Source organism: Streptomyces sp. NPDC104367, assembly GCF_055583825.1.
In genome coordinates this window covers 23,394-41,655 of record NZ_JBVJND010000028.1, presented here as the reverse complement: position 1 = coordinate 41,655, position 18,262 = coordinate 23,394, and the positions used below count along the sequence as shown (strand labels likewise).

The 18,262-nt window shown below is 71.5% G+C and carries 18 protein-coding genes; 6 read left to right on the top strand and 12 right to left on the bottom strand.

Annotation, left to right across the window (positions count from 1 at the left end; genetic code table 11):
* The first annotated feature begins 146 nt into the window (after positions 1 to 146).
* Entirely contained in the window at positions 147 to 1,355 is a 1,209-nt protein-coding gene (locus ACZ619_RS33470; RefSeq protein WP_469607007.1) for a nucleotide sugar dehydrogenase, read from the top strand.
* A gap of 194 nt (positions 1,356 to 1,549) precedes the next feature.
* Here the strand turns inward: ACZ619_RS33470 and ACZ619_RS33465 are convergent, their stop codons facing one another.
* The 4 genes from ACZ619_RS33465 to ACZ619_RS33450 form a co-directional block, all read right to left on the bottom strand.
* Positions 1,550 to 2,674: a GuaB3 family IMP dehydrogenase-related protein gene (locus ACZ619_RS33465; protein WP_469607005.1), complete on the bottom strand. Its 1,125-nt coding sequence runs from the start codon at positions 2,672 to 2,674 to the stop codon at positions 1,550 to 1,552.
* A 105-nt stretch (positions 2,675 to 2,779) separates the two neighbouring features.
* A complete protein-coding gene (guaB, locus tag ACZ619_RS33460; RefSeq protein WP_469607002.1) occupies positions 2,780 to 4,282 on the bottom strand; it encodes an IMP dehydrogenase in 1,503 nt (500 codons plus the stop codon).
* A 177-nt stretch (positions 4,283 to 4,459) separates the two neighbouring features.
* Positions 4,460 to 5,047, bottom strand: coding sequence for a sigma-70 family RNA polymerase sigma factor (locus ACZ619_RS33455; protein WP_469606999.1), 588 nt, complete (start codon positions 5,045 to 5,047; stop codon positions 4,460 to 4,462).
* Positions 5,048 to 5,324: 277 nt separating this feature from the next.
* The gene (locus ACZ619_RS33450) at positions 5,325 to 5,936 is read right to left on the bottom strand and encodes a response regulator transcription factor (RefSeq protein ID WP_003948568.1); all 612 of its coding nucleotides are present in this window, start codon (positions 5,934 to 5,936) and stop codon (positions 5,325 to 5,327) included.
* Between the two features lie 381 nt (positions 5,937 to 6,317).
* On the opposite strand from ACZ619_RS33450, the gene ACZ619_RS33445 reads away from it, so the two are divergent.
* Positions 6,318 to 6,647 (top strand): WhiB family transcriptional regulator, encoded by a 330-nt coding sequence (locus ACZ619_RS33445; protein ID WP_123974752.1) that lies wholly within the window; start codon positions 6,318 to 6,320, stop codon positions 6,645 to 6,647.
* Positions 6,648 to 6,702: 55 nt separating this feature from the next.
* Here ACZ619_RS33445 and ACZ619_RS33440 read toward each other — a convergent pair whose 3' ends face one another.
* A complete protein-coding gene (locus ACZ619_RS33440) occupies positions 6,703 to 7,605 on the bottom strand; it encodes a LysR family transcriptional regulator (protein WP_469606996.1) in 903 nt (300 codons plus the stop codon).
* An 80-nt stretch (positions 7,606 to 7,685) separates the two neighbouring features.
* Here ACZ619_RS33440 and ACZ619_RS33435 point away from each other — a divergent pair, with 80 nt between their 5' ends.
* The 3 genes from ACZ619_RS33435 (at position 7,686) to ACZ619_RS33425 (ending at position 9,994) form a co-directional block, all read left to right on the top strand.
* On the top strand, positions 7,686 to 8,354 hold the full coding sequence (locus tag ACZ619_RS33435) for an MOSC domain-containing protein (protein WP_469606993.1): 669 nt from the start codon (positions 7,686 to 7,688) through the stop codon (positions 8,352 to 8,354).
* A gap of 97 nt (positions 8,355 to 8,451) precedes the next feature.
* Entirely contained in the window at positions 8,452 to 9,225 is a 774-nt protein-coding gene (locus ACZ619_RS33430) for an SDR family NAD(P)-dependent oxidoreductase (protein WP_469606990.1), read from the top strand.
* Positions 9,226 to 9,286: 61 nt separating this feature from the next.
* Positions 9,287 to 9,994 (top strand): ester cyclase, encoded by a 708-nt coding sequence (locus ACZ619_RS33425; protein WP_469606988.1) that lies wholly within the window; start codon positions 9,287 to 9,289, stop codon positions 9,992 to 9,994.
* Positions 9,995 to 10,081: 87 nt separating this feature from the next.
* On the opposite strand, the gene groL is transcribed toward ACZ619_RS33425, so the two are convergent.
* The 4 genes from groL to ACZ619_RS33405 form a co-directional block, all read right to left on the bottom strand.
* Positions 10,082 to 11,704, bottom strand: coding sequence for a chaperonin GroEL (gene groL, locus ACZ619_RS33420; protein ID WP_469606986.1), 1,623 nt, complete (start codon positions 11,702 to 11,704; stop codon positions 10,082 to 10,084).
* Between the two features lie 111 nt (positions 11,705 to 11,815).
* On the bottom strand, positions 11,816 to 12,124 hold the full coding sequence (gene groES, locus ACZ619_RS33415) for a co-chaperone GroES (RefSeq protein ID WP_004955293.1): 309 nt from the start codon (positions 12,122 to 12,124) through the stop codon (positions 11,816 to 11,818).
* A gap of 203 nt (positions 12,125 to 12,327) precedes the next feature.
* A complete protein-coding gene (locus tag ACZ619_RS33410; protein WP_469606983.1) occupies positions 12,328 to 13,140 on the bottom strand; it encodes a polysaccharide deacetylase family protein in 813 nt (270 codons plus the stop codon).
* The gene (locus ACZ619_RS33405) at positions 13,137 to 14,036 is read right to left on the bottom strand and encodes a polysaccharide deacetylase family protein (RefSeq protein ID WP_469606980.1); all 900 of its coding nucleotides are present in this window, start codon (positions 14,034 to 14,036) and stop codon (positions 13,137 to 13,139) included. Before ACZ619_RS33405 ends, ACZ619_RS33410 begins: the two co-directional genes overlap by 4 nt.
* Before the next feature lie 90 nt (positions 14,037 to 14,126).
* Between ACZ619_RS33405 and ACZ619_RS33400 the strand changes: the two genes are divergently transcribed.
* On the top strand, positions 14,127 to 15,296 hold the full coding sequence (locus ACZ619_RS33400) for a THUMP-like domain-containing protein (RefSeq protein ID WP_469606979.1): 1,170 nt from the start codon (positions 14,127 to 14,129) through the stop codon (positions 15,294 to 15,296).
* Here the strand turns inward: ACZ619_RS33400 and ACZ619_RS33395 are convergent, their stop codons facing one another.
* From ACZ619_RS33395 to ACZ619_RS33385, 3 genes are all read right to left on the bottom strand, one after another.
* Positions 15,297 to 16,568 carry an RNA polymerase sigma factor gene (locus ACZ619_RS33395; protein ID WP_469606976.1) on the bottom strand — a complete coding sequence of 424 codons (1,272 nt, stop codon included), beginning with the start codon at positions 16,566 to 16,568 and terminating at the stop codon, positions 15,297 to 15,299.
* A 47-nt stretch (positions 16,569 to 16,615) separates the two neighbouring features.
* Positions 16,616 to 16,972 (bottom strand): YciI family protein, encoded by a 357-nt coding sequence (locus ACZ619_RS33390; protein ID WP_469606974.1) that lies wholly within the window; start codon positions 16,970 to 16,972, stop codon positions 16,616 to 16,618.
* Positions 16,973 to 17,155: 183 nt separating this feature from the next.
* Positions 17,156 to 18,217, bottom strand: coding sequence for an LCP family protein (locus ACZ619_RS33385; protein WP_469606971.1), 1,062 nt, complete (start codon positions 18,215 to 18,217; stop codon positions 17,156 to 17,158).
* Between the last annotated feature and the right edge of the window lie 45 nt (positions 18,218 to 18,262).

Here is an 18,262-nt window from a genome sequence, read left to right as displayed (position 1 = left end):
CGGCCACCGAACCCCCGGAAGACACATGAACACAATCCCACATAACGGTCATATTTACTCCTAGTCTGACATTGCGCTTCGCCCGTCCTGTCCACAGGGCTTGCGCACCTGTCCCGCTTCGGTTACTGGGAAGGACGGCCCACGCCATGCCCGCAGACCTCGCCGTCATCGGACTCGGTCCCTACGGCCTGCCGCTCGCCCAGGCCGCCGTGGCGGCCGGCATCGCCACGATCGGCTACGCCACCGGCCCCGAGGCCGGCCCGCTCAGCCCCGCCGAGGTGCGCCGGATGCTCTCGGGGGGCTTCCGGCCGACCGAGGACCCGGCCGAACTGGGACGCGTGCGGACGGCCGTGATCTGCGCGCCCACCCCGCGCGGCGCCGACGGCGGACTCGACCTGAGCCAGGTGGAGGCCGCCGCCCGCACCCTGGCCGAGCGGCTGCGCCCGCACACCACGGTGATCCTGGAGTCACCGGTCCACCCGGGGACGACCGAGGACTTCCTGCGCCCCCTGCTGGAGAAGGGCTCGGGCCTGCGCGCGGGCCGCGACTTCCACCTCGCCTACTCCCCCAGCCGGGTCGACCCGGGCAACCGGGACTTCACCCCGGCCAACACCCCGAAGGTCATCGGCGGCCTGACACCCGCCTGCACCGAGTCGGCGGCCACGTTCTACGGCCGGCTCACCGACAAGGTGGTACGCGCGCGTGGCCCGCGCGAGGCCGAGACCGTGCAGCTCCTGGAGACCAACTTCCGGCACGTCAACATCGCCCTCGTCAACGAGATGGCCGTCCTCTGCCACGACCTGGGCGTCGACCTCTGGGACGTCATCCGCTGCGCGGAGACCAAGCCGTTCGGCTTCCAGGCCTTCCGCCCGGGCCCCGGCGTCGGCGGCCACGGCGCCCCCCAGGACCTGACCGGCCTCGCCAGCCGCGGGCTGCGCATGGTCGAACTGGCCCAGCAGGTCAACAGCCGGATGCCCGGTTACGTCGTCCAGCGCGCCGCCGCCCTCCTCAACGAGCACGGCAAGTCGGCCCGCGGCGCGCGCGTGCTGCTGCTCGGCGTCACGTACAAGGCGGACCTCGCCGACCAGCAGGGCACACCCGCCCAGGAGATCGCGATCCGGCTGATGGAGCTGGGCGCCTCGGTCAGCTACCACGACCCGCACATCTCGTCCTGGAACGTCCTGGACCGTCCGGTCCCGCGCGCGGACTCCCTCTACGAGGCGGCCGCCGACGCCGACCTGACGATCCTGGTCCAGCAGCACCGGACGTACGACCTCCAGGGCCTGTCGGTGAAGGCGCAGCTGCTGCTGGACACGCGCGGGGCGACGCCGACGGGGGCGGCACACCGGCTCTGAGCGGTCCCCTCGGCGCGCGAAAAGGAGGAGTCCGACCCGCCGGCCTTCGTCTTCTTCGCGATCGCGGTGTGGGCGGCGTTCTCCGGCGCGAAGAAGACGGCGGCCCGACCGGCAGCCGCTGCCGCCCGCCCGCGCGGGCACGCGAGAGGGCCGGTCACCACCCGGGTGACCGGCCCTTCGTCCGCCGTACGGCGTCAGCGGCTGTGCTGCGAGTCCGCGACGGTCACCTCGACGCGCTGGAACTCCTTGAGCTCGCTGTAGCCGGTGGTGGCCATGGCGCGGCGCAGGGCGCCGAAGAAGTTCATCGAGCCGTCGGGGGTGTGGGACGGGCCGGTGAGGATCTCCTCGATGGTGCCGACCGTGCCGAGGTCGACCTTCTTGCCGCGCGGAAGCTCCTCGTTGACGGCCTCCATGCCCCAGTGGTGGCCCTTGCCCGGCGCGTCGGTCGCGCGGGCCAGCGGGGAGCCCATCATCACCGAGTCGGCGCCGCAGGCGATGGCCTTCGGGAGGTCGCCGGACCAGCCGACACCGCCGTCGGCGATCACGTGCACGTACCGGCCGCCGGACTCGTCCATGTAGTCGCGGCGGGCCGCGGCCACGTCGGCGACGGCCGTGGCCATCGGGACCTGGATGCCCAGGACGTTGCGCGTGGTGTGCGCGGCGCCGCCGCCGAAGCCGACGAGCACGCCCGCGGCACCGGTGCGCATCAGGTGCAGGGCCGCCGTGTAGGTGGCGCAGCCGCCGACGATCACCGGGACGTCGAGCTCGTAGATGAACTGCTTCAGGTTCAGCGGCTCGTGCGAGGACGAGACGTGCTCCGCGGAGACCGTCGTACCGCGGATGACGAAGATGTCCACGCCCGCGTCCACGACCGCCTTGGAGAACTGCGCGGTGCGCTGCGGGGAGAGCGCGGCCGCCGTGACCACGCCGGAGTCGCGCACCTCCTTGATGCGCGCGCCGATCAGCTCCTCCTTGACGGGGGCGGAGTAGATCTCCTGGAGCCGGCGGGTGGCGGTGTCGGCGTCCAGCCCGGTGATCTCGTCGAGCAGCGGCTGCGGGTCCTCGTGCCGGGTCCACAGACCTTCGAGGTTGAGCACGCCGAGACCGCCGAGCTCGCCGATGCGGATCGCGGTGGCCGGGGAGACGACCGAGTCCATGGGAGCGGCCAGGAACGGCAGCTCGAAGCGGTAGGCGTCGATCTGCCAGGCGATCGAGACCTCCTTCGGGTCCCGCGTACGGCGGCTGGGGACGACGGCGATGTCGTCGAAGGCGTACGCCCGGCGGCCGCGCTTGCCGCGCCCGATCTCGATCTCAGTCACGTCTGTGGCCTTTCCCTCTGCGTTTCAGCGTCTTCCAGTATCGCCGACGGGCACGGCGAGGGCGGCCCCGGTACGCCCGGGACCGCCCTGGTAAGACCCCGCCGGTTACTTCCGGCTGTAGTTCGGTGCCTCGACGGTCATCTGGATGTCGTGCGGGTGGCTCTCCTTGAGGCCCGCGGACGTGATCCGGACGAACCGGCCCTTGGACTCCATCTCGTCGATGGTGGCCGCGCCCACGTAGCCCATGGTCTGGCGGAGACCGCCGACGAGCTGGTGCAGCACGTTGGCGAGCGGGCCGCGGTAGGGCACCTGGCCCTCGACGCCCTCGGGGACGAGCTTGTCGTCGGAGGCGACCTCGGCCTGGAAGTAGCGGTCCTTCGAGTACGACCGGCCCTGGCCGCGCGACTGCATGGCGCCCAGCGAGCCCATGCCGCGGTACGACTTGAACTGCTTGCCGTTGATGAAGAGCAGCTCGCCGGGCGACTCCTCGCAGCCGGCCAGCAGGCTGCCGAGCATCACGGTGTCGGCGCCGGCCACGAGGGCCTTGCCGATGTCGCCGGAGTACTGCAGGCCGCCGTCGCCGATGAGCGGGACGCCGGCCGGGCGGGCCGCGAGGGAGGCCTCGTAGATGGCGGTGACCTGCGGGACGCCGATGCCGGCGACCACGCGGGTGGTGCAGATCGAGCCGGGGCCCACGCCGACCTTGATGCCGTCGACGCCGGCGTCGATCAGCGCCTGCGCGCCGTCGCGGGTGGCGACGTTGCCGCCGATCACGTCGACGTTCACGCTCGACTTGATCTTCGCCATCCAGCTGAGGGCGTTGCTGTTGTGGCCGTGCGAGGTGTCGACGACCAGGAAGTCCACGCCGGCCTCGGCGAGCGCCTGGGCCCGGTCCAGGGCCTCGGGGCTGGCGCCCACGGCGGCGCCGACGAGCAGGCGGCCCTCGGCGTCCTTGGCGGCGTTCGGGTACTTCTCGGCCTTGACGAAGTCCTTGACGGTGATCAGGCCCTTGAGGACGCCCGCGTCGTCGACCAGCGGAAGCTTCTCGATCTTGTGCTTGCGCAGCAGCTCCATGGCCTCGACACCGGTGGTGCCGACCCTGCCGGTGATCAGCGGCATCGGGGTCATGACCTCGCGCACCTGGCGGCTGCGGTCGGACTCGAAGGCCATGTCGCGGTTGGTGACGATGCCGAGCAGCTTGCCGGCCGGGTCGGTGACCGGCACACCGCTGATGCGGAACTTCGCGCACAGGGCGTCGGCCTCGGCGAGGGTCGCCTCCGGGTGCACGGTGATGGGGTCGGTGACCATGCCCGACTCGGACCGCTTGACCAGGTCCACCTGGCCGACCTGGTCCTCGACGGAGAGGTTGCGGTGCAGCACGCCGACGCCGCCGAGCCGGGCCATCGCGATCGCCATGCGGGACTCGGTCACCTTGTCCATCGCCGCGGAGAGCAGCGGGATGTTGACCCGCACGTTGCGGGAGATGCGGGACGAGGTGTCGACCGCGTTGGGGAGCACCTCGGATGCACCCGGCAGCAGCAGCACGTCGTCGTAGGTCAGCCCGAGTGTCGCGAATTTTCCGGGCACTCCGTCGACGTTGGCAGTCATGACACCTTCCCCAAATGGCCTTGAACGGTGCGGATGCCCATGCTAACGGGAAGCAAGGGTCCCAAATTCCACGGTACGACTCAGCTCCGGGCTTCGTATGTTCGTACGGAAATGGGCGTGCACCTGTTCATCGGGGGCGGATCAACCCGTTCGGCCATGAGGGCGGCGGCCCCGCGGCTACTGCTCCGCCAGTGCCCGCAGCCGGCTCAGCGCCCGGTGCTGGGCCACTCTGACCGCTCCCGGTGACATTCCCAACATCTGGCCGGTCTCCTCGGCCGTGAGGCCCACCGCGATACGGAGCAGGAGCAGTTCGCGCTGGTTCTCGGGGAGGTTGGCGAGGAGCTTCTTGGCCCACTCGGCGTCGCTGCTGAGCAGCGCCCGCTCCTCGGGGCCGAGGGAGTCGTCGGGGCGTTCGGGCATCTCGTCCGAGGGGACGGCGGTGGAGCCGGGGTGGCGCATCGCGGCGCGCTGGAGGTCGGCGACCTTGTGGGAGGCGATCGCGAAGACGAAGGCCTCGAAGGGGCGGCCGGTGTCGCGGTAGCGGGGCAGGGCGAGCAGGACCGCCACGCAGACCTCCTGCGCGAGGTCCTCGACGAAGTGCCGGGCGTCGCCAGGCAGACGGGACAGCCGGGTGCGGCAGTAGCGCAGCGCCAGCGGGTGGACATGGGCGAGCAGGTCATGCGTGGCCTGCTCGTCCCCGTCGACGGCGCGGTGGACGAGGGCGCCGATCGTCCCTATGGCACTGACCGCCTCGTCGTCGCGCATCGGTCCATGGTGCCCTGCTGCCGTCGGCGGTGTGGCACCGCGTCCGTCGTTGTGCACCGAAGCGTTATGAGCAGGTGCGCCGGCACTCATCCGTTGCGCCCTCCCCTTCCGCTCGAACGACTCGTCCCCGAGAGACTCCACACCTCAAGGATGCGGCATCCGCGCCGAAACGAGCAGCGGGCCTCCGGTGATCCGTCGCGCGGACCCCGCCCGCCGTGGGGCGGGCGGGGGCTACCGGTGGGTCCGCGGTCCCGCTGCGGCGCAGCTCACCGCCGTACTAACGGACCAGTCCCCAGCGGAAGCCGAGGGCAACCGCGTGGGCCCGGTCGGACGCGCCGAGCTTCTTGAACAGACGCCGGGCGTGGGTCTTCACGGTGTCCTCGGAGAGGAACAGCTCGCGGCCGATCTCGGCGTTGGAGCGGCCGTGGCTCATGCCCTCCAGCACCTGGATCTCACGCGCGGTGAGGGTGGGCGCGGCGCCCATCTCGGCCGAGCGCAGACGGCGGGGCGCCAGTCGCCAGGTCGGGTCGGCGAGGGCCTGCGTGACGGTCGCGCGCAGCTCCGCGCGCGAGGCGTCCTTGTGCAGATAGCCGCGGGCGCCGGCGGCGACGGCCAGGGCCACGCCGTCCAGGTCCTCGGCGACCGTGAGCATGATGATGCGCGCGCCGGGGTCGGCGGACAGCAGCCGGCGCACGGTCTCGACGCCGCCCAGTCCGGGCATGCGCACGTCCATCAGGATCAGGTCGGAGCGGTCGGCGCCCCAGCGGCGGAGGACTTCCTCGCCGTTGGCCGCCGTCGTCACGCGCTCGACGCCGGGCACGGTCGCCACCGCGCGGCGCAGCGCCTCTCGGGCAAGCGGGGAGTCGTCGCAGACGAGGACGGATGTCATGACCGCCCTCCGCAGCTGATGCGCGTCACCTTGAGCCTCCAGGCTGGTACGGAATCGTCACCTGTGCGGTCGAACGTCTCGGACGCCTGCCCGAGCGCTTGTTGCTTCAACCGCCACCGCACTCTCAACGACGGTCACTCGAAAGAGTTACGGGGCTGCATGCCGTCTTCGGCACTCTACGTGAGGGGGCGGACACGGTGCAGACATGGACGTCAGACCCTCAACTTTTCATCACAACCAATGCCCCATTTAGCCCTTTTTCTTCCCGTTTCACGGTGTCTGGGGCTAGATTGCCAATGAGTCATATTTTCATCTCTCTAGACCGGAGATGTACGGTCGTTGGCACCGTATCCGCCCAGAACGGCTACAAGGGGTCACGTAATGGCAGATTTCTCCCGCCTTCCCGGACCGAACGCGGACCTGTGGGACTGGCAGCTCCTCGCCGCCTGTCGCGGGGTGGACAGCTCGCTCTTCTTCCATCCCGAGGGCGAGCGCGGGGCGGCTCGGAGTGCCCGTGAGAACTCGGCCAAGGAGGTCTGCATGAGGTGCCCGGTCCGCGCGGAGTGCGCGGCGCACGCGCTGGCGGTCCGCGAACCGTACGGCGTGTGGGGCGGCCTGACCGAGGACGAGCGCGAAGAGCTCATGGGGCGGGCGCGCAACAGGCTGGTGTCGGCGTCGACGACCAGCGGCGGCTCCGCCTCCGACACATGAAAGAACGTTTCTTCACTCTCTTGGACAACGTGTCCCGGCCGGCCGCCGACGCGCGCTAGGCCGGCCTCTCGGCTGCCCGGCCCAGCTGCTCCAGCGTCGCCGCGACGGCCGGCACCTGCGCCAGGTCGGGCAGGGTGAGGGCGACGATCTCGCGCCGCACCGCGGGCTCCAGCGTCACCGTGCGGGCACCCCTGGGGCGCACCGACTCGACGGCCAGCTGGGGCAGGACGGCGACGCCCAGACCCGCGCCGACCAGGCCGACCACGGCCGGGTAGTCGTCGGTGGCGAAGTCGATGCGGGGGGTGAAGCCCGCGCTCCCGCACGCCTCCACGAGCTGTCCCCGGCAGCGCGGGCAGCCCGCGATCCAGGGCTCGCCGGCGAGTTCCCCGAGGGCGACCGACCCGGCGCGCGCGAGCCGGTGCCGGTCGGGCACCAGGGCGACCAGGCGGTCGGTCAGCAGCGGCCGTACGACCAGGTCGTCCCACTCCTCCGCGCCCGCCGCGCTCTCGTAGCGGAAGGCCAGCGCGATGTCGCAGTCGCCGTCGCGCAGCAGTTCCACGGACTTCGGGGGCTCGGCCTCCTCCAGGGAGACGCGGGTGCCGGGGTGGGCCGCGCGCAGGGCGGCGAGAGCCGTCGGGACCAGGGTGGAGCTGCCGCTCGGGAAGGAGACCAGCCGGACCCGGCCCGCGCGCAGCCCGGCGATCGCGGCGACCTCCTCCTCGGCGGCGGTGAGCCCGGCGAGGATCCCGGAGGCGTGCCTGACCAGGGCCTCGCCGGCCTGGGTCAGCCGCATCTCACGGCCGCTGCGGACCAGCAGCGGGGTGCCGACGGAGGTCTCCAGCGCCTTCATCTGCTGGCTGACGGCGGGCTGGGTGCAGCCCAGCTCACGCCCCGCCGCCGAGAAGGAACCGGTGGTGGCGACGGCGCGCAGGACGCGGAGATGACGGGCCTCGATCACACTTCGAGCATAAGCCGGACTTGGGTACGACGCCCCATAACGCGTCGATACTTTGGGAAGGGTCCCGTACCGTCGGAGTCATGGAGCTTCTCTCGGTGAACGTCGGACGCGCGCGTGCGGTGCCGTACACGGACCACAAGGACGGTGTGACCGGCATCGACAAGCGGCCGGTGGACGGCCCGGTGCGGGTGGCGGCGCCCGGGGCGAAGGGGGTCACGGGCAGCGGGCTGGCCGGGGACGCCGTGTGCGACCTGCGCCATCACGGCGGTGACGACCAGGCCGTGTACGCGTACGCGCGCGAGGACCTCGACGAGTGGGGCGCGGAGCTCGGCCGGACGCTGCCGAACGGCTGTTTCGGTGAGAACCTCACGACAAACGGGCTGAACGTGTCGCATGCGCTGATCGGCGAGCGCTGGCGGGTCGGTTCCGAGGTCGTACTGGAGGTCACCTCCGGGCGCATCCCGTGCCGTACTTTCCAGGGCCATCTGGGCGAGCGGGGGTGGGTGCGAAGGTTCACGCGGAAGGGTGCGTCCGGTGCCTACCTCCGGGTGATCGAGCCGGGTGAGATCCGGGCCGGCGACCCGATCGAGATCGTCCACCGGCCGGAGCACGGGGTGACGGCGGCGATGCAGTTCCGCGCGGTCACCACGGAGCGGGAGCTGCTGCCGCGGATTCTCGCGGCGGGCGAGGCGCTGCACCCCGAGGCGCTGGCCCGGGCGCGGAAGTACGTGGCGGACCGGGGCGAGTGAGCGGGCGTCACGTGTTCGCCGTTCACCGGCACTTCACGCTTCGGGAGAGCTGGTGCGGGCAGCGGACGCCGTCAGTCCGGGTAACTACCCTTGGGCCATGACAACGGCTCTGATTACGGGATCCACCGCGGGGATCGGTGCCGCCTTCGCGCGGCGGCTGGCTGCTGACGGGCACAACCTCGTCCTGGTGGCCCGGGACACCAAGCGGCTGCGCGAGCAGGCGACCGAGTTGCACGACCGGCACGGGATCGAGGCGGAGGTGCTCACCGCCGACCTCGCCGAGGACGCCGGCATCGAGGCGGTCGCCGGCCGTCTCGGCGACCGGAAGAACCCGGTCGACCTGTTGATCAACAACGCCGGCTTCGGCAACAAGGGCCGTTTCCTGGACGTGCCGATGGCGGACGAGCTGCGCATGCTCAAGGTGCACTGCGAGGCGGTGCTGCGGCTGACGGCCGCGGCGGCGGAGGCGATGCGCGAGCGCGGGCGCGGCGGTGTCGTGAACGTGGCGTCGGTGGCGGCCTTCGTGCCGCGCGGCACCTACGGGGCGTCCAAGTCGTGGGTCGTGCAGTTCACCCAGGGCGCGGCGCGCGACCTCGACGGCAGCGGGGTGCGGCTGATGGCGCTGGCGCCCGGTTTCGTGCGGACCGAGTTCCACCAGCGGGCCGGGATGGGCACGGACAACATCCCGGGCTGGATGTGGCTGGACGCCGACAAACTGGTCGAGGCGGCCCTGGCGGACCTGTCCCGGGGCAGGACGCTGTCGATCCCGGACCCCCGTTACAAGATCCTCACGGGCCTGGCGAAGCTGGCCCCGCGCGGCCTGGTGGGCGGCATCAGCTCGCGGACGGGCCGCAGGTACGGGCCGCAGTAGCCGCGCCCCGGTGGGAAAATGGGCGTGAGGTACCGGACCCAGGGGGGCCGGAGGCGGTGTCATGACGTTCGTGCAGCTCATCGAGTGCAGGACCAGCCGGTTCGACGAGATGGACCGGCTCATGGACAGGTGGGTCGAGCAGACCAAGGGGAAGCGGACGGCGTCGCACGCGGTGGTCGGCCAGGACCGCTCCGACGCGTCGCACGTCGTCGAGATCGTGGAGTTCCCGTCGTACGAGGAGGCGATGCGGAACTCGCGGCTCCCGGAGACCGACCGGATCTTCCACCAGATGCTCGGGCTCTGCGACGAGATGCCGGTCTTCACCGACCTGGACGTGGTGCGGGACGAGCGGCTGTACGCGGGTACCGCGCGACGGTACCTGGAGACGATCGGCGCGGCCGGTCCGCTGCCTCCGCTGCACGGTCTGGTCACCGAGGACTACCACGGCCACGACCCGGCCGACGGGCAGGACATCATCGGCATGGACGCGTTGCGGCGCGAGATGGAGATGTGGCGGGGCGCCTTCGACTTCACGTTCCTCGTCGAGGACCAGATGGCGCAGGAGGACCGGGTGTGCACCCGGTGGCTCTGGACCGGGGTGCAGAAGGCGGAGTTCATGGGGCTGCCGAACACCGGACGGCAGGTGACCATGTCCGGGACGACCATTCACCGCTTCGACGACAGCGGGAAGATCGCCGAGGGCTGGTGGCAGTACGACCGGCTCGGGCTGATGGGTCAGCTCGGCGCACTGGACGCGCTGGAGAACTGAGACCACAGTGAAAGCCCGCGAGGGGCGAAGCCCCCGTTCCCGGCGGACGACCGGGGACGGGGGCTTCGTGACGTGCCGTGGCGACGCTCAGTGGGCGTGGCCGTGGGAGTGACCCGCGGCGGGCTCCTCCTCTTCCTTCTTCTCGACGACCAGGGTCTCGGTCGTCAGGAGCAGGGAGGCGATGGAGGCGGCGTTCTCCAGGGCGGAGCGGGTGACCTTGACCGGGTCGATGACGCCGGCCTTGACCAGGTCGCCGTACTCGCCGGTGGCGGCGTTGTAGCCGTTGCCCTTCTCCAGCTCGGCGACCTTGGAGACGATGACGTAGCCCTCCAGGCCGGCGTTCTCGGCGATCCAGCGCAGCGGCTCGACGGCGGCCTTGCGGACCACGGAGACACCGGTGGCCTCGTCGCCGGTCTTGCCGAGGTTGTCCTCCAGGACCTTCACGGCGTGGACGAGCGCGGAGCCGCCACCGGAGACGATGCCCTCCTCGACCGCGGCGCGGGTCGCGGAGATGGCGTCCTCCAGACGGTGCTTCTTCTCCTTCAGCTCCACCTCGGTGGCGGCGCCGACCTTGATCACGCACACGCCGCCGGCCAGCTTGGCGAGGCGCTCCTGGAGCTTCTCGCGGTCCCAGTCGGAGTCGGTGTTCTCGATCTCGGCCTTGATCTGGGCGACGCGCCCGACGACGGCCTCGGAGTCGCCGGCACCGTCGACGACCGTGGTGTCGTCCTTGGTGACGGTGACGCGGCGGGCGGAGCCCAGCACGTCCAGGCCGACCTGGTCGAGCTTGAGGCCGACCTCCTCGGAGATGACCGTGGCGCCGGTGAGGATCGCGAGGTCCTGGAGCATCGCCTTGCGGCGGTCACCGAAGCCGGGGGCCTTGACCGCGACCGCGTTGAAGGTGCCGCGGATCTTGTTCACGACCAGGGTGGAGAGGGCCTCGCCCTCGACGTCCTCGGCGATGATCAGCAGCGGCTTGGAGGCGCCGGACTGGATGACCTTCTCCAGCAGCGGCAGCAGGTCGGCGATGGAGCCGATCTTGCCCTGGTTGATGAGGATGTAGGGGTCCTCGAGGACGGCCTCCATGCGCTCCTGGTCCGTCACGAAGTACGGCGACAGGTAGCCCTTGTCGAAGGCCATGCCCTCGGTGAAGTCCAGCTCCAGACCGAAGGTGTTGGACTCCTCGACGGTGATGACACCGTCCTTGCCGACCTTGTCCATCGCCTCGGCGATGAGCTCGCCGACCTGCTGGTCCTGGGCGGACAGCGCGGCGACGGCGGCGATGTCGGACTTGTCCTCGATCGCGCGGGCCGAGGCGAGGAGGTCCTCGGAGACGGCGGCGACGGCGGCGTCGATGCCCTTCTTCAGGGCGGCCGGGGAGGCACCCGCGGCGACGTTCTTCAGACCCTCGCGGACGAGCGCCTGGGCCAGCACGGTGGCGGTGGTCGTACCGTCACCCGCGATGTCGTTGGTCTTGGTCGCCACCTCCTTCACCAGCTGGGCGCCCAGGTTCTCGTACGGGTCCTCGATCTCGACCTCGCGGGCGATGGTGACACCGTCGTTGGTGATGGTGGGGGCGCCGAACTTCTTGTCGATGACGACGTTGCGGCCCTTGGGGCCGATCGTCACCTTCACCGTGTCGGCAAGCTTGTTGACGCCGCGCTCAAGGGCGCGACGGGCGTCCTCGTCGAACTTCAGGATCTTCGCCATGGGAGCGGTTCAGCCCTCTCGGAAAGCTTGAAAGAAACGAACTGCGCCCCCGGCACCCGGCTTCACAAGGTCGCGGGGCCAGGGGCGCAGTTCACTGCAGAACTGGGTGAATTACTTCTCGATGATCGCGAGCACGTCGCGAGCCGAGAGGACGAGGTACTCGTCGCCGTTGTACTTCACCTCGGTGCCGCCGTACTTGCTGTACAGCACGACGTCGCCGACCTTGACGTCGAGCGGCAGGCGCTCGCCGTTCTCGAAACGGCCCGGGCCCACGGCGAGGACGGCGCCCTCCTGGGGCTTCTCCTTCGCGGTGTCCGGGATGACCAGGCCGGAGGCCGTGGTCTGCTCGGCGTCGAGCGGCTGGACCACAATGCGGTCCTCAAGCGGCTTGATGGCAACCTTGGAGCTGGCGGTCGTCACGATCCGACCTCCCCCTTCGGAGATCTCACGGGGTTAACTGTCTGAGGTGGCGACCAGGTCGATCCGTCGTCGCGGGTGCCGGACCTGCCCGTCGCTTTGTTGGCACTCTCATCTGCCGAGTGCCAGAGCCGAGACTATGACCGCGATTAGCACTCGGTCAAGCGGAGTGCCAATTGCCGCTGGCGCGGCGCCGGAAATCCCGCCTACAGGTAGTCCTCCAGCCGCGCCACCGTAAGCCCGCTCGCCTGGGCTCGGCGCAGCAGGCGGGTGGTGCGCTCGCGCAGGGTGGGGCCCGGGGCCTCGTCCTGGCCGACCAGGACGATGTCCCCGGGGCGCAGCCGCTTCTCGCCCTTGCGGTAGGTGATGCCGTCGGCCGTCACGGCCGCCCGCCACAGGACCACCGCCGTGACGCCGCAGTCGGCCGCCGCGCGCAGCGTGGTGGTGTCGTAGGTGCCGTAGGGCGGGCGGAAGAGGCGGGGGCGGATGCCGAAGCGGGACTTGAGCTTCTCCTGCTGGCCGCAGATCTCGGCGCGCTGGCCGGCGTAGGGCAGGCCGGGCATGGCCGGGTGGTCCAGGGTGTGGTTCTGGACGCTGGCGCCGACGGAGCGGAGCCGGGCGAAGTGGCCGTAGCCGGGGCCGACCACGCTGTCCGTGAGGAACATGCTCACCGGCAGGCGCAGTTCGCGGACCATGTCCACGAAGCGGGGGTCCCTCTCGGCGCCGTCGTCGTAGGTGAGGAAGACCACCTTGTCGGCGGTCGGGACGCGGTCGACGACCGGGGGCAGGGTGGTGCGGGCGGCGAGCGGGCGGGCCGGCGGGTGCGGGGCGGCCGGCAGCGGGGCGCTGAGGCCCCAGTGGCGGTAGGGCTGTTCGGCGGCCGGGCCGTGCGGTCGTACCCGGTCGGCCGCCTTCTTGCCCAGCCGTTCGATGGGGTCGACGGACTGGGCGCAGGCACAGGCGCAGACGGCCAGGAGGGCGGCGGTCAGGAACGCGGCCGTCGCCCTCGGCCGCCTCACAGGTAGTCCTCCAGGCGCGCCACCGCGTAGCCCTCGCGGGTGACCTTGTTCAGGAAGCGGCGCATGTCGTCGACCATGGTGCCGTCCCAGTCGTCGCGGCCCCGGAAGTGGGTGAGCACGATGTCGCCGGGGTGCAGGCCGCGGTCCCACTCGCGGTACTCCCAGTGGTCGACGAACACCTCCTCGTCCCAGATCGGCGCGTACTTGATGCCGCAGGACTTGGCGGCGCGCAGGGTGTCGCCGTTGTAGTTGCCGTAGGGCGGGCGGAAGACCGTCGGCGCCTTGCCGAACTGCTTCTTCATGATCGCCTGCATGCCGCAGATCTCGTTCTTCTGCTCCTCGTAGGAGAGCCCGGGCAGGTAGGGGTGGGTCAGGGTGTGGTTGTTGAGGGTGTGGCCCTCGGACTGCATCTTGCGGAAGAAGCCGTAGTCGTCCTTGACCAGGTAGTTGCTGAGGAACGCCGTGTAGGGGATCTTCAGCTGGTCCATCATCCGCAGGAAGTCGGGGTCCTTGTTCGCCCCGTCGTCGATGGTGAGGAAGAGGACCTTCTGCTTGGTCGGGACGGTGGTGAAGACCGGGGGCAGGTCGTCCTCCACCTGCCCGTCCACCTCGAAGCCGTCGCGAGCGGTGATCGTCGGCTTGTGCTCCGGCGGGGCCGGCGGCTTGAGCGGGACCGCGTCCAGCCCCCAGCGCCTGGCGGCGGCGACCAGGGCGGCACGGGAGTCGGGGGCGGGAGCGGGGGCGCGGTGGGCCTGCTGGCCCGCGGCGGGGTGGACGTCGGCCTCTTGCGTCGGCCCGGCGCAGCCGGAGACGACGACGGCGGAGAGGGCGAGGACCGCGAGACCCGTCCCGCCCTTCTTGAATCCATTTTTGTCATTTTGTACGACTACTCGCATGGCGTCGGATCCTTCCAGTCCCCCGCCCGGAACCCCGGCAGAAACCGCCGCCGGAGGCGAACCATCCACCGACTGGCCGACAATGACCCGGTGAACGACCACCTCGCCCCGCTCCTCACCCCCGAAGGCCGCGCCCTCCTCGACGAGGTGCGCGGCACCGCGCCCGCCGACGAGCTCGCCGTGGCCACCCGGCTGCGCCGCACGCACCCCGCCGACCTGGTGTCGGCGGCGCTGGGCCAGGCCCGGCTGCGGCAGCGGGCGGCGGCGAAGTTCGGGGACGCGGACGCGGGCCGGATGTTCTTCACGCCGAACGGGGTCGAGCAGTCGACGCGGGCGAGCGTGGCCGCGTACCGGGCGGACCGGCTGAAGGCGCTCGGGGTGACCTCGGTGGCCGACCTGTGCTGCGGGATCGGCGGCGACGCGATCGCGCTCGCCCGGGCCGGCATCCGGGTGCTGGCCGTGGACCGGGACCCGGCGGCGGCCGCCGCCGCCCGCGCCAACGCCGACGCGCTCGGCCTCGCCGGGCTGGTCGAGGTCCGCGAGGCCGACGTCACGGAGATCGACACGGCCGCCTACGACGCCGTCTTCGTCGACCCGGCCCGGCGCGGCGGCCGCGGCCGGATCTTCGACCCGGAGGCCTACTCCCCGCCGCTGTCCTGGGCGGTCGGGGCGGCCCGCACGGCGGCCACCGCCGCGCTGAAGGTCGCCCCGGGCATCCCGCACGAGGCGGTCCCGGCGGACGCCGAGGCGGAGTGGATCTCGGACGGGGGCGACGTGAAGGAGGCGGTCCTGTGGTTCGGGACCGAGCCGGGCGCGGTCCGCGCCACCCTCCTGCCCGGTCCGCGCACGCTCCTCGGGAAGGGCCTGCCCGACCCGGCCGTCCGCCCCGTCGGCCGCTACCTCTACGAGCCGGACGGCGCCGTCATCCGCGCCCATCTGGTCGCCGAGGTGGCCGAACGGCTCGACGGCGGCCTGGTCGACCCGACGATCGCGTACGTCACCGCCGACGCGCTCACCCCCACCGGGTACGCGACGCCGTACGAGATCACCGACCGGCTGCCCTTCAACGTCAAGAAGCTGAAGGCCCTGCTGCGGGAGCGCGGGGTCGGGAACCTCACCGTGAAGAAGCGCGGCTCGGCCGTGGAGCCGGAGGAACTGCGCCGGAAGGTCAGGCCCCAGGGCCCGAACGCGGCGACGGTGTTCCTGACCCGGGTGGCCGGCGCCCCCACGATGCTGGTGGGCCACCCGGCCCGCCCCTAGCTAGGCGTCCTGTGCCCGGCGCAGCAGCAGTGCGCGCTCTCGTGCGTTGTGGGTGAGGGCCGCCGCCCGTTCGAACTCGGTGCGGGCCTCCGCCGTGCGGCCGAGGCGGGACAGGAGGTCACCGCGGACGCTGGGGAGGAGGTGGTAGTCGCGCAGGGCGGGCTCGGCCGTCAGCCCGTCCACGATGCGCAGGGCCGCGGCCGGGCCCTCGGCCATCGACACGGCGACCGCCCGGTTCAGCTCGACGACCGGGGACGGGGCGCGGGCCGACAGGAGCGCGTAGAGGGTGGCGATCGTCCTCCAGTCGGTCTCCTCGTAGGTGTACGCGTGCGCGTGGCAGGCCGCGATGGCCGCCTGGAGCGCGTACGGCCCCGGGGCGCCGGCCGAGGCGGCGTCGGCGCGGGCCAGGGCCCGGATGCCGCGGGCGACGAGCATGCGGTTCCAGCGGCGGCGGTTCTGGTCCCGGAGCAGGACGGGCTCGCCGTCGGGACCGGTGCGGGCGGCCGTGCGGGAGGACTGGAACTCCAGGAGCGAGGCGAGCGCGTGCACCTCGGGCTCCTTCGGCATCAGGGAGGCCAGCACCCGGGCCAGCCGGAGGGCGTCCTCGCACAGCGAGGGCCGCAGCCAGTCGTCGCCCGCGGTGGCCGCGTAACCCTCTTTGTAGATCAGGTAGATGACGTCCAGGACCGAGCCGAGACGGGCCTCGCGGTCGGGTCCGCAGGGCACCTCGAAGCCGATGTTCCGGGTCGCGAGGGTGCGCTTCGCGCGGACGATGCGCTGGGCGACGGTCGGCTCGGGGACGAGGAACGCGCGGGCGATCTCGGCGGTGCTCAGGCCGCCGAGAAGGCGGAGGGTGAGGGCGGTGCGGGCCTGCGGGGACAGCGCCGGGTGGCAGGTGGTGAAGACCAGCCGGAGCAGGTCGTCGTCGATGCCGTCCGGGTCGGCGGGCTCCTCGGGCGCGACGGCCGTCTCGGTGCCGCGGCCGATCTCCGCGAGCTTGCGGGCGTAGTTCTCCCGGCGCCGGACCAGGTCGACGGCGCGATGGCGGGCGGTGGCCATGAGCCAGGCGCCCGGGTTGTCGGGCACCCCGTCCCGGGGCCACTGCTCCAGGGCGGCCACCAGGGCGTCCTGCGCCAGTTCCTCCGCGATGCCGACGTCCCGGACGATCCGGGCGACGCCGGCGATCACGCGGGGCGACTCCAGGCGGAAGACGGTCTCGATGGCGTGCCGCGGGTCGGCCCCGGCGGAGGGCGGTGTGCTCACAGCCCCCATTCGACACCGGGGCCGGCCGGACGGCCACGACAACCGGGGAAAGCCCCTCAGCCCTCCGCGATCTCCCGCACCTCGCAGGTCACCGTCCAGAAGTCCTCGTGCACCTTCACGAACCGCTTGGCCCACTCCAGCGCCTCGGCCCGGTCCTTGCACTGCATGATCGCGTAACCGCCGATCACCTCCTTGGACTCGGTGAACGGCCCGTCGGTGACGGAGAGCCGGCCGCCCTCCCAGCGCACCCGGGTGCCCTCGGCGGACGGCGTCAGCCCGGCGGTGTCCAGCATCACGCCGGCCTTGGTGACCTCCTCGATCAGCTCGCCCATGCGCTGCATCAGCTCCTCGCTGGGGCCCTCGGCGGGGGCGGTGGCCTCGTCGATCCGCACGAGCGACAGGTAACGGGGCATGGTGACTCCTTCGGTAGGGCGGCGGGGCGCTTTCCCCGCCTCTCACCCTTGCGTCGAACGGCCAGGGCCGGGATCGACACGCCCTCAGGGATCTCCCGAAGTTTTTTCCGGGCCACGCGGGACCTCGCCGGGCCACGCGGGGCCACGCGGGGCCACGCCGACCCCCGCCGGGCCACGCCGGACCTACCCGAGCGACTTCCAGAGCTTGCTCGCCGCCGGTTCCTCGGCGACCACCCGGTTGGGGTCGGAGGGCGCGGTGACCACGGGCATCATCACCGTCCTGACGTGGTCCGAGGTCAGGCCGTTCAGGCTCTGTCCGAGGCGCATCAGCTCGCTGAGCGAGTCGAGGCCGGTGTCGGTGGTGAGGCTGGCGGTGACCGCGTCGGCGACCTCGTACAGCTTCGCCGGGTCGGAGAGCAGGCTGATGGAGGCCATCCGGTCCAGCAGCGCCTTCACCAGCTTCTGCTGGAGGCCTATCCGGCCGAGGTCGCTGCCGTCGCCTATGCCGTGCCGGGTGCGGGCGAGCGCCAGCGCCTGGGTGCCGCCGAGGTGGTGGGTGCCCTTCTTCAGGTGCAGGTGGCTGTCGTCGTCGTCGATGTCCTGGTCGGTCGTGACGGTGACCCCGCCGAGCGCGTCGACCAGCTTCGCGAAGCCCGAGAAGTCGATCTCCAGGTAGTGGTCCATCCGCACGCCCGTGATCGACTCGACCGTCTTCACCGCGCACACGGCACCGCCCACCGAGTAGGCGCTGTTGAACATCGCGTTGTAGGCGACGGCCGTCGAGCCGCCGGAGGAGAGCGGGCAGGAGGGCCGGGTGACCAGGGTGTCGCGCGGAATGCTGACGACCGTGGCCTCGGTGCGTCCGGCGTCGATGTGGACGACCATCGCCGTGTCGGAGCGGGCGCCCGAGCTGCTGCCGCCGCCGAGCTTCTTGTTCTCCTTGCCGCTGCGCGAGTCCGAGCCCAGCACCAGGATGTTCACGGACCCGGTGGGCAGCGGGCTCGCGCTTGCCGAGGCGGACGCGGTGGCCGTCGGCGTCGTCACCGCCCTGGCCGGGCGGTCGTCCCCGAGCGCGCTGTTGATGTCGACGCTCTTGATGTTGTCGTTGAGGTGCCAGTAGGCCCACCCCGCGCCTGCGACGCCCAGCATCATGGCCCCCGCCAGGGTGAGGCCGACGATCTTCAGCGTTCTCGACCGCCGGCCCACCTGTCTGACCGTGTCGCCCTGCTCCTCGTGTCCCGTCACAAGGCAGGAACGTAAGTCCGAATTATTAGGGGACTGTTAGCGCGG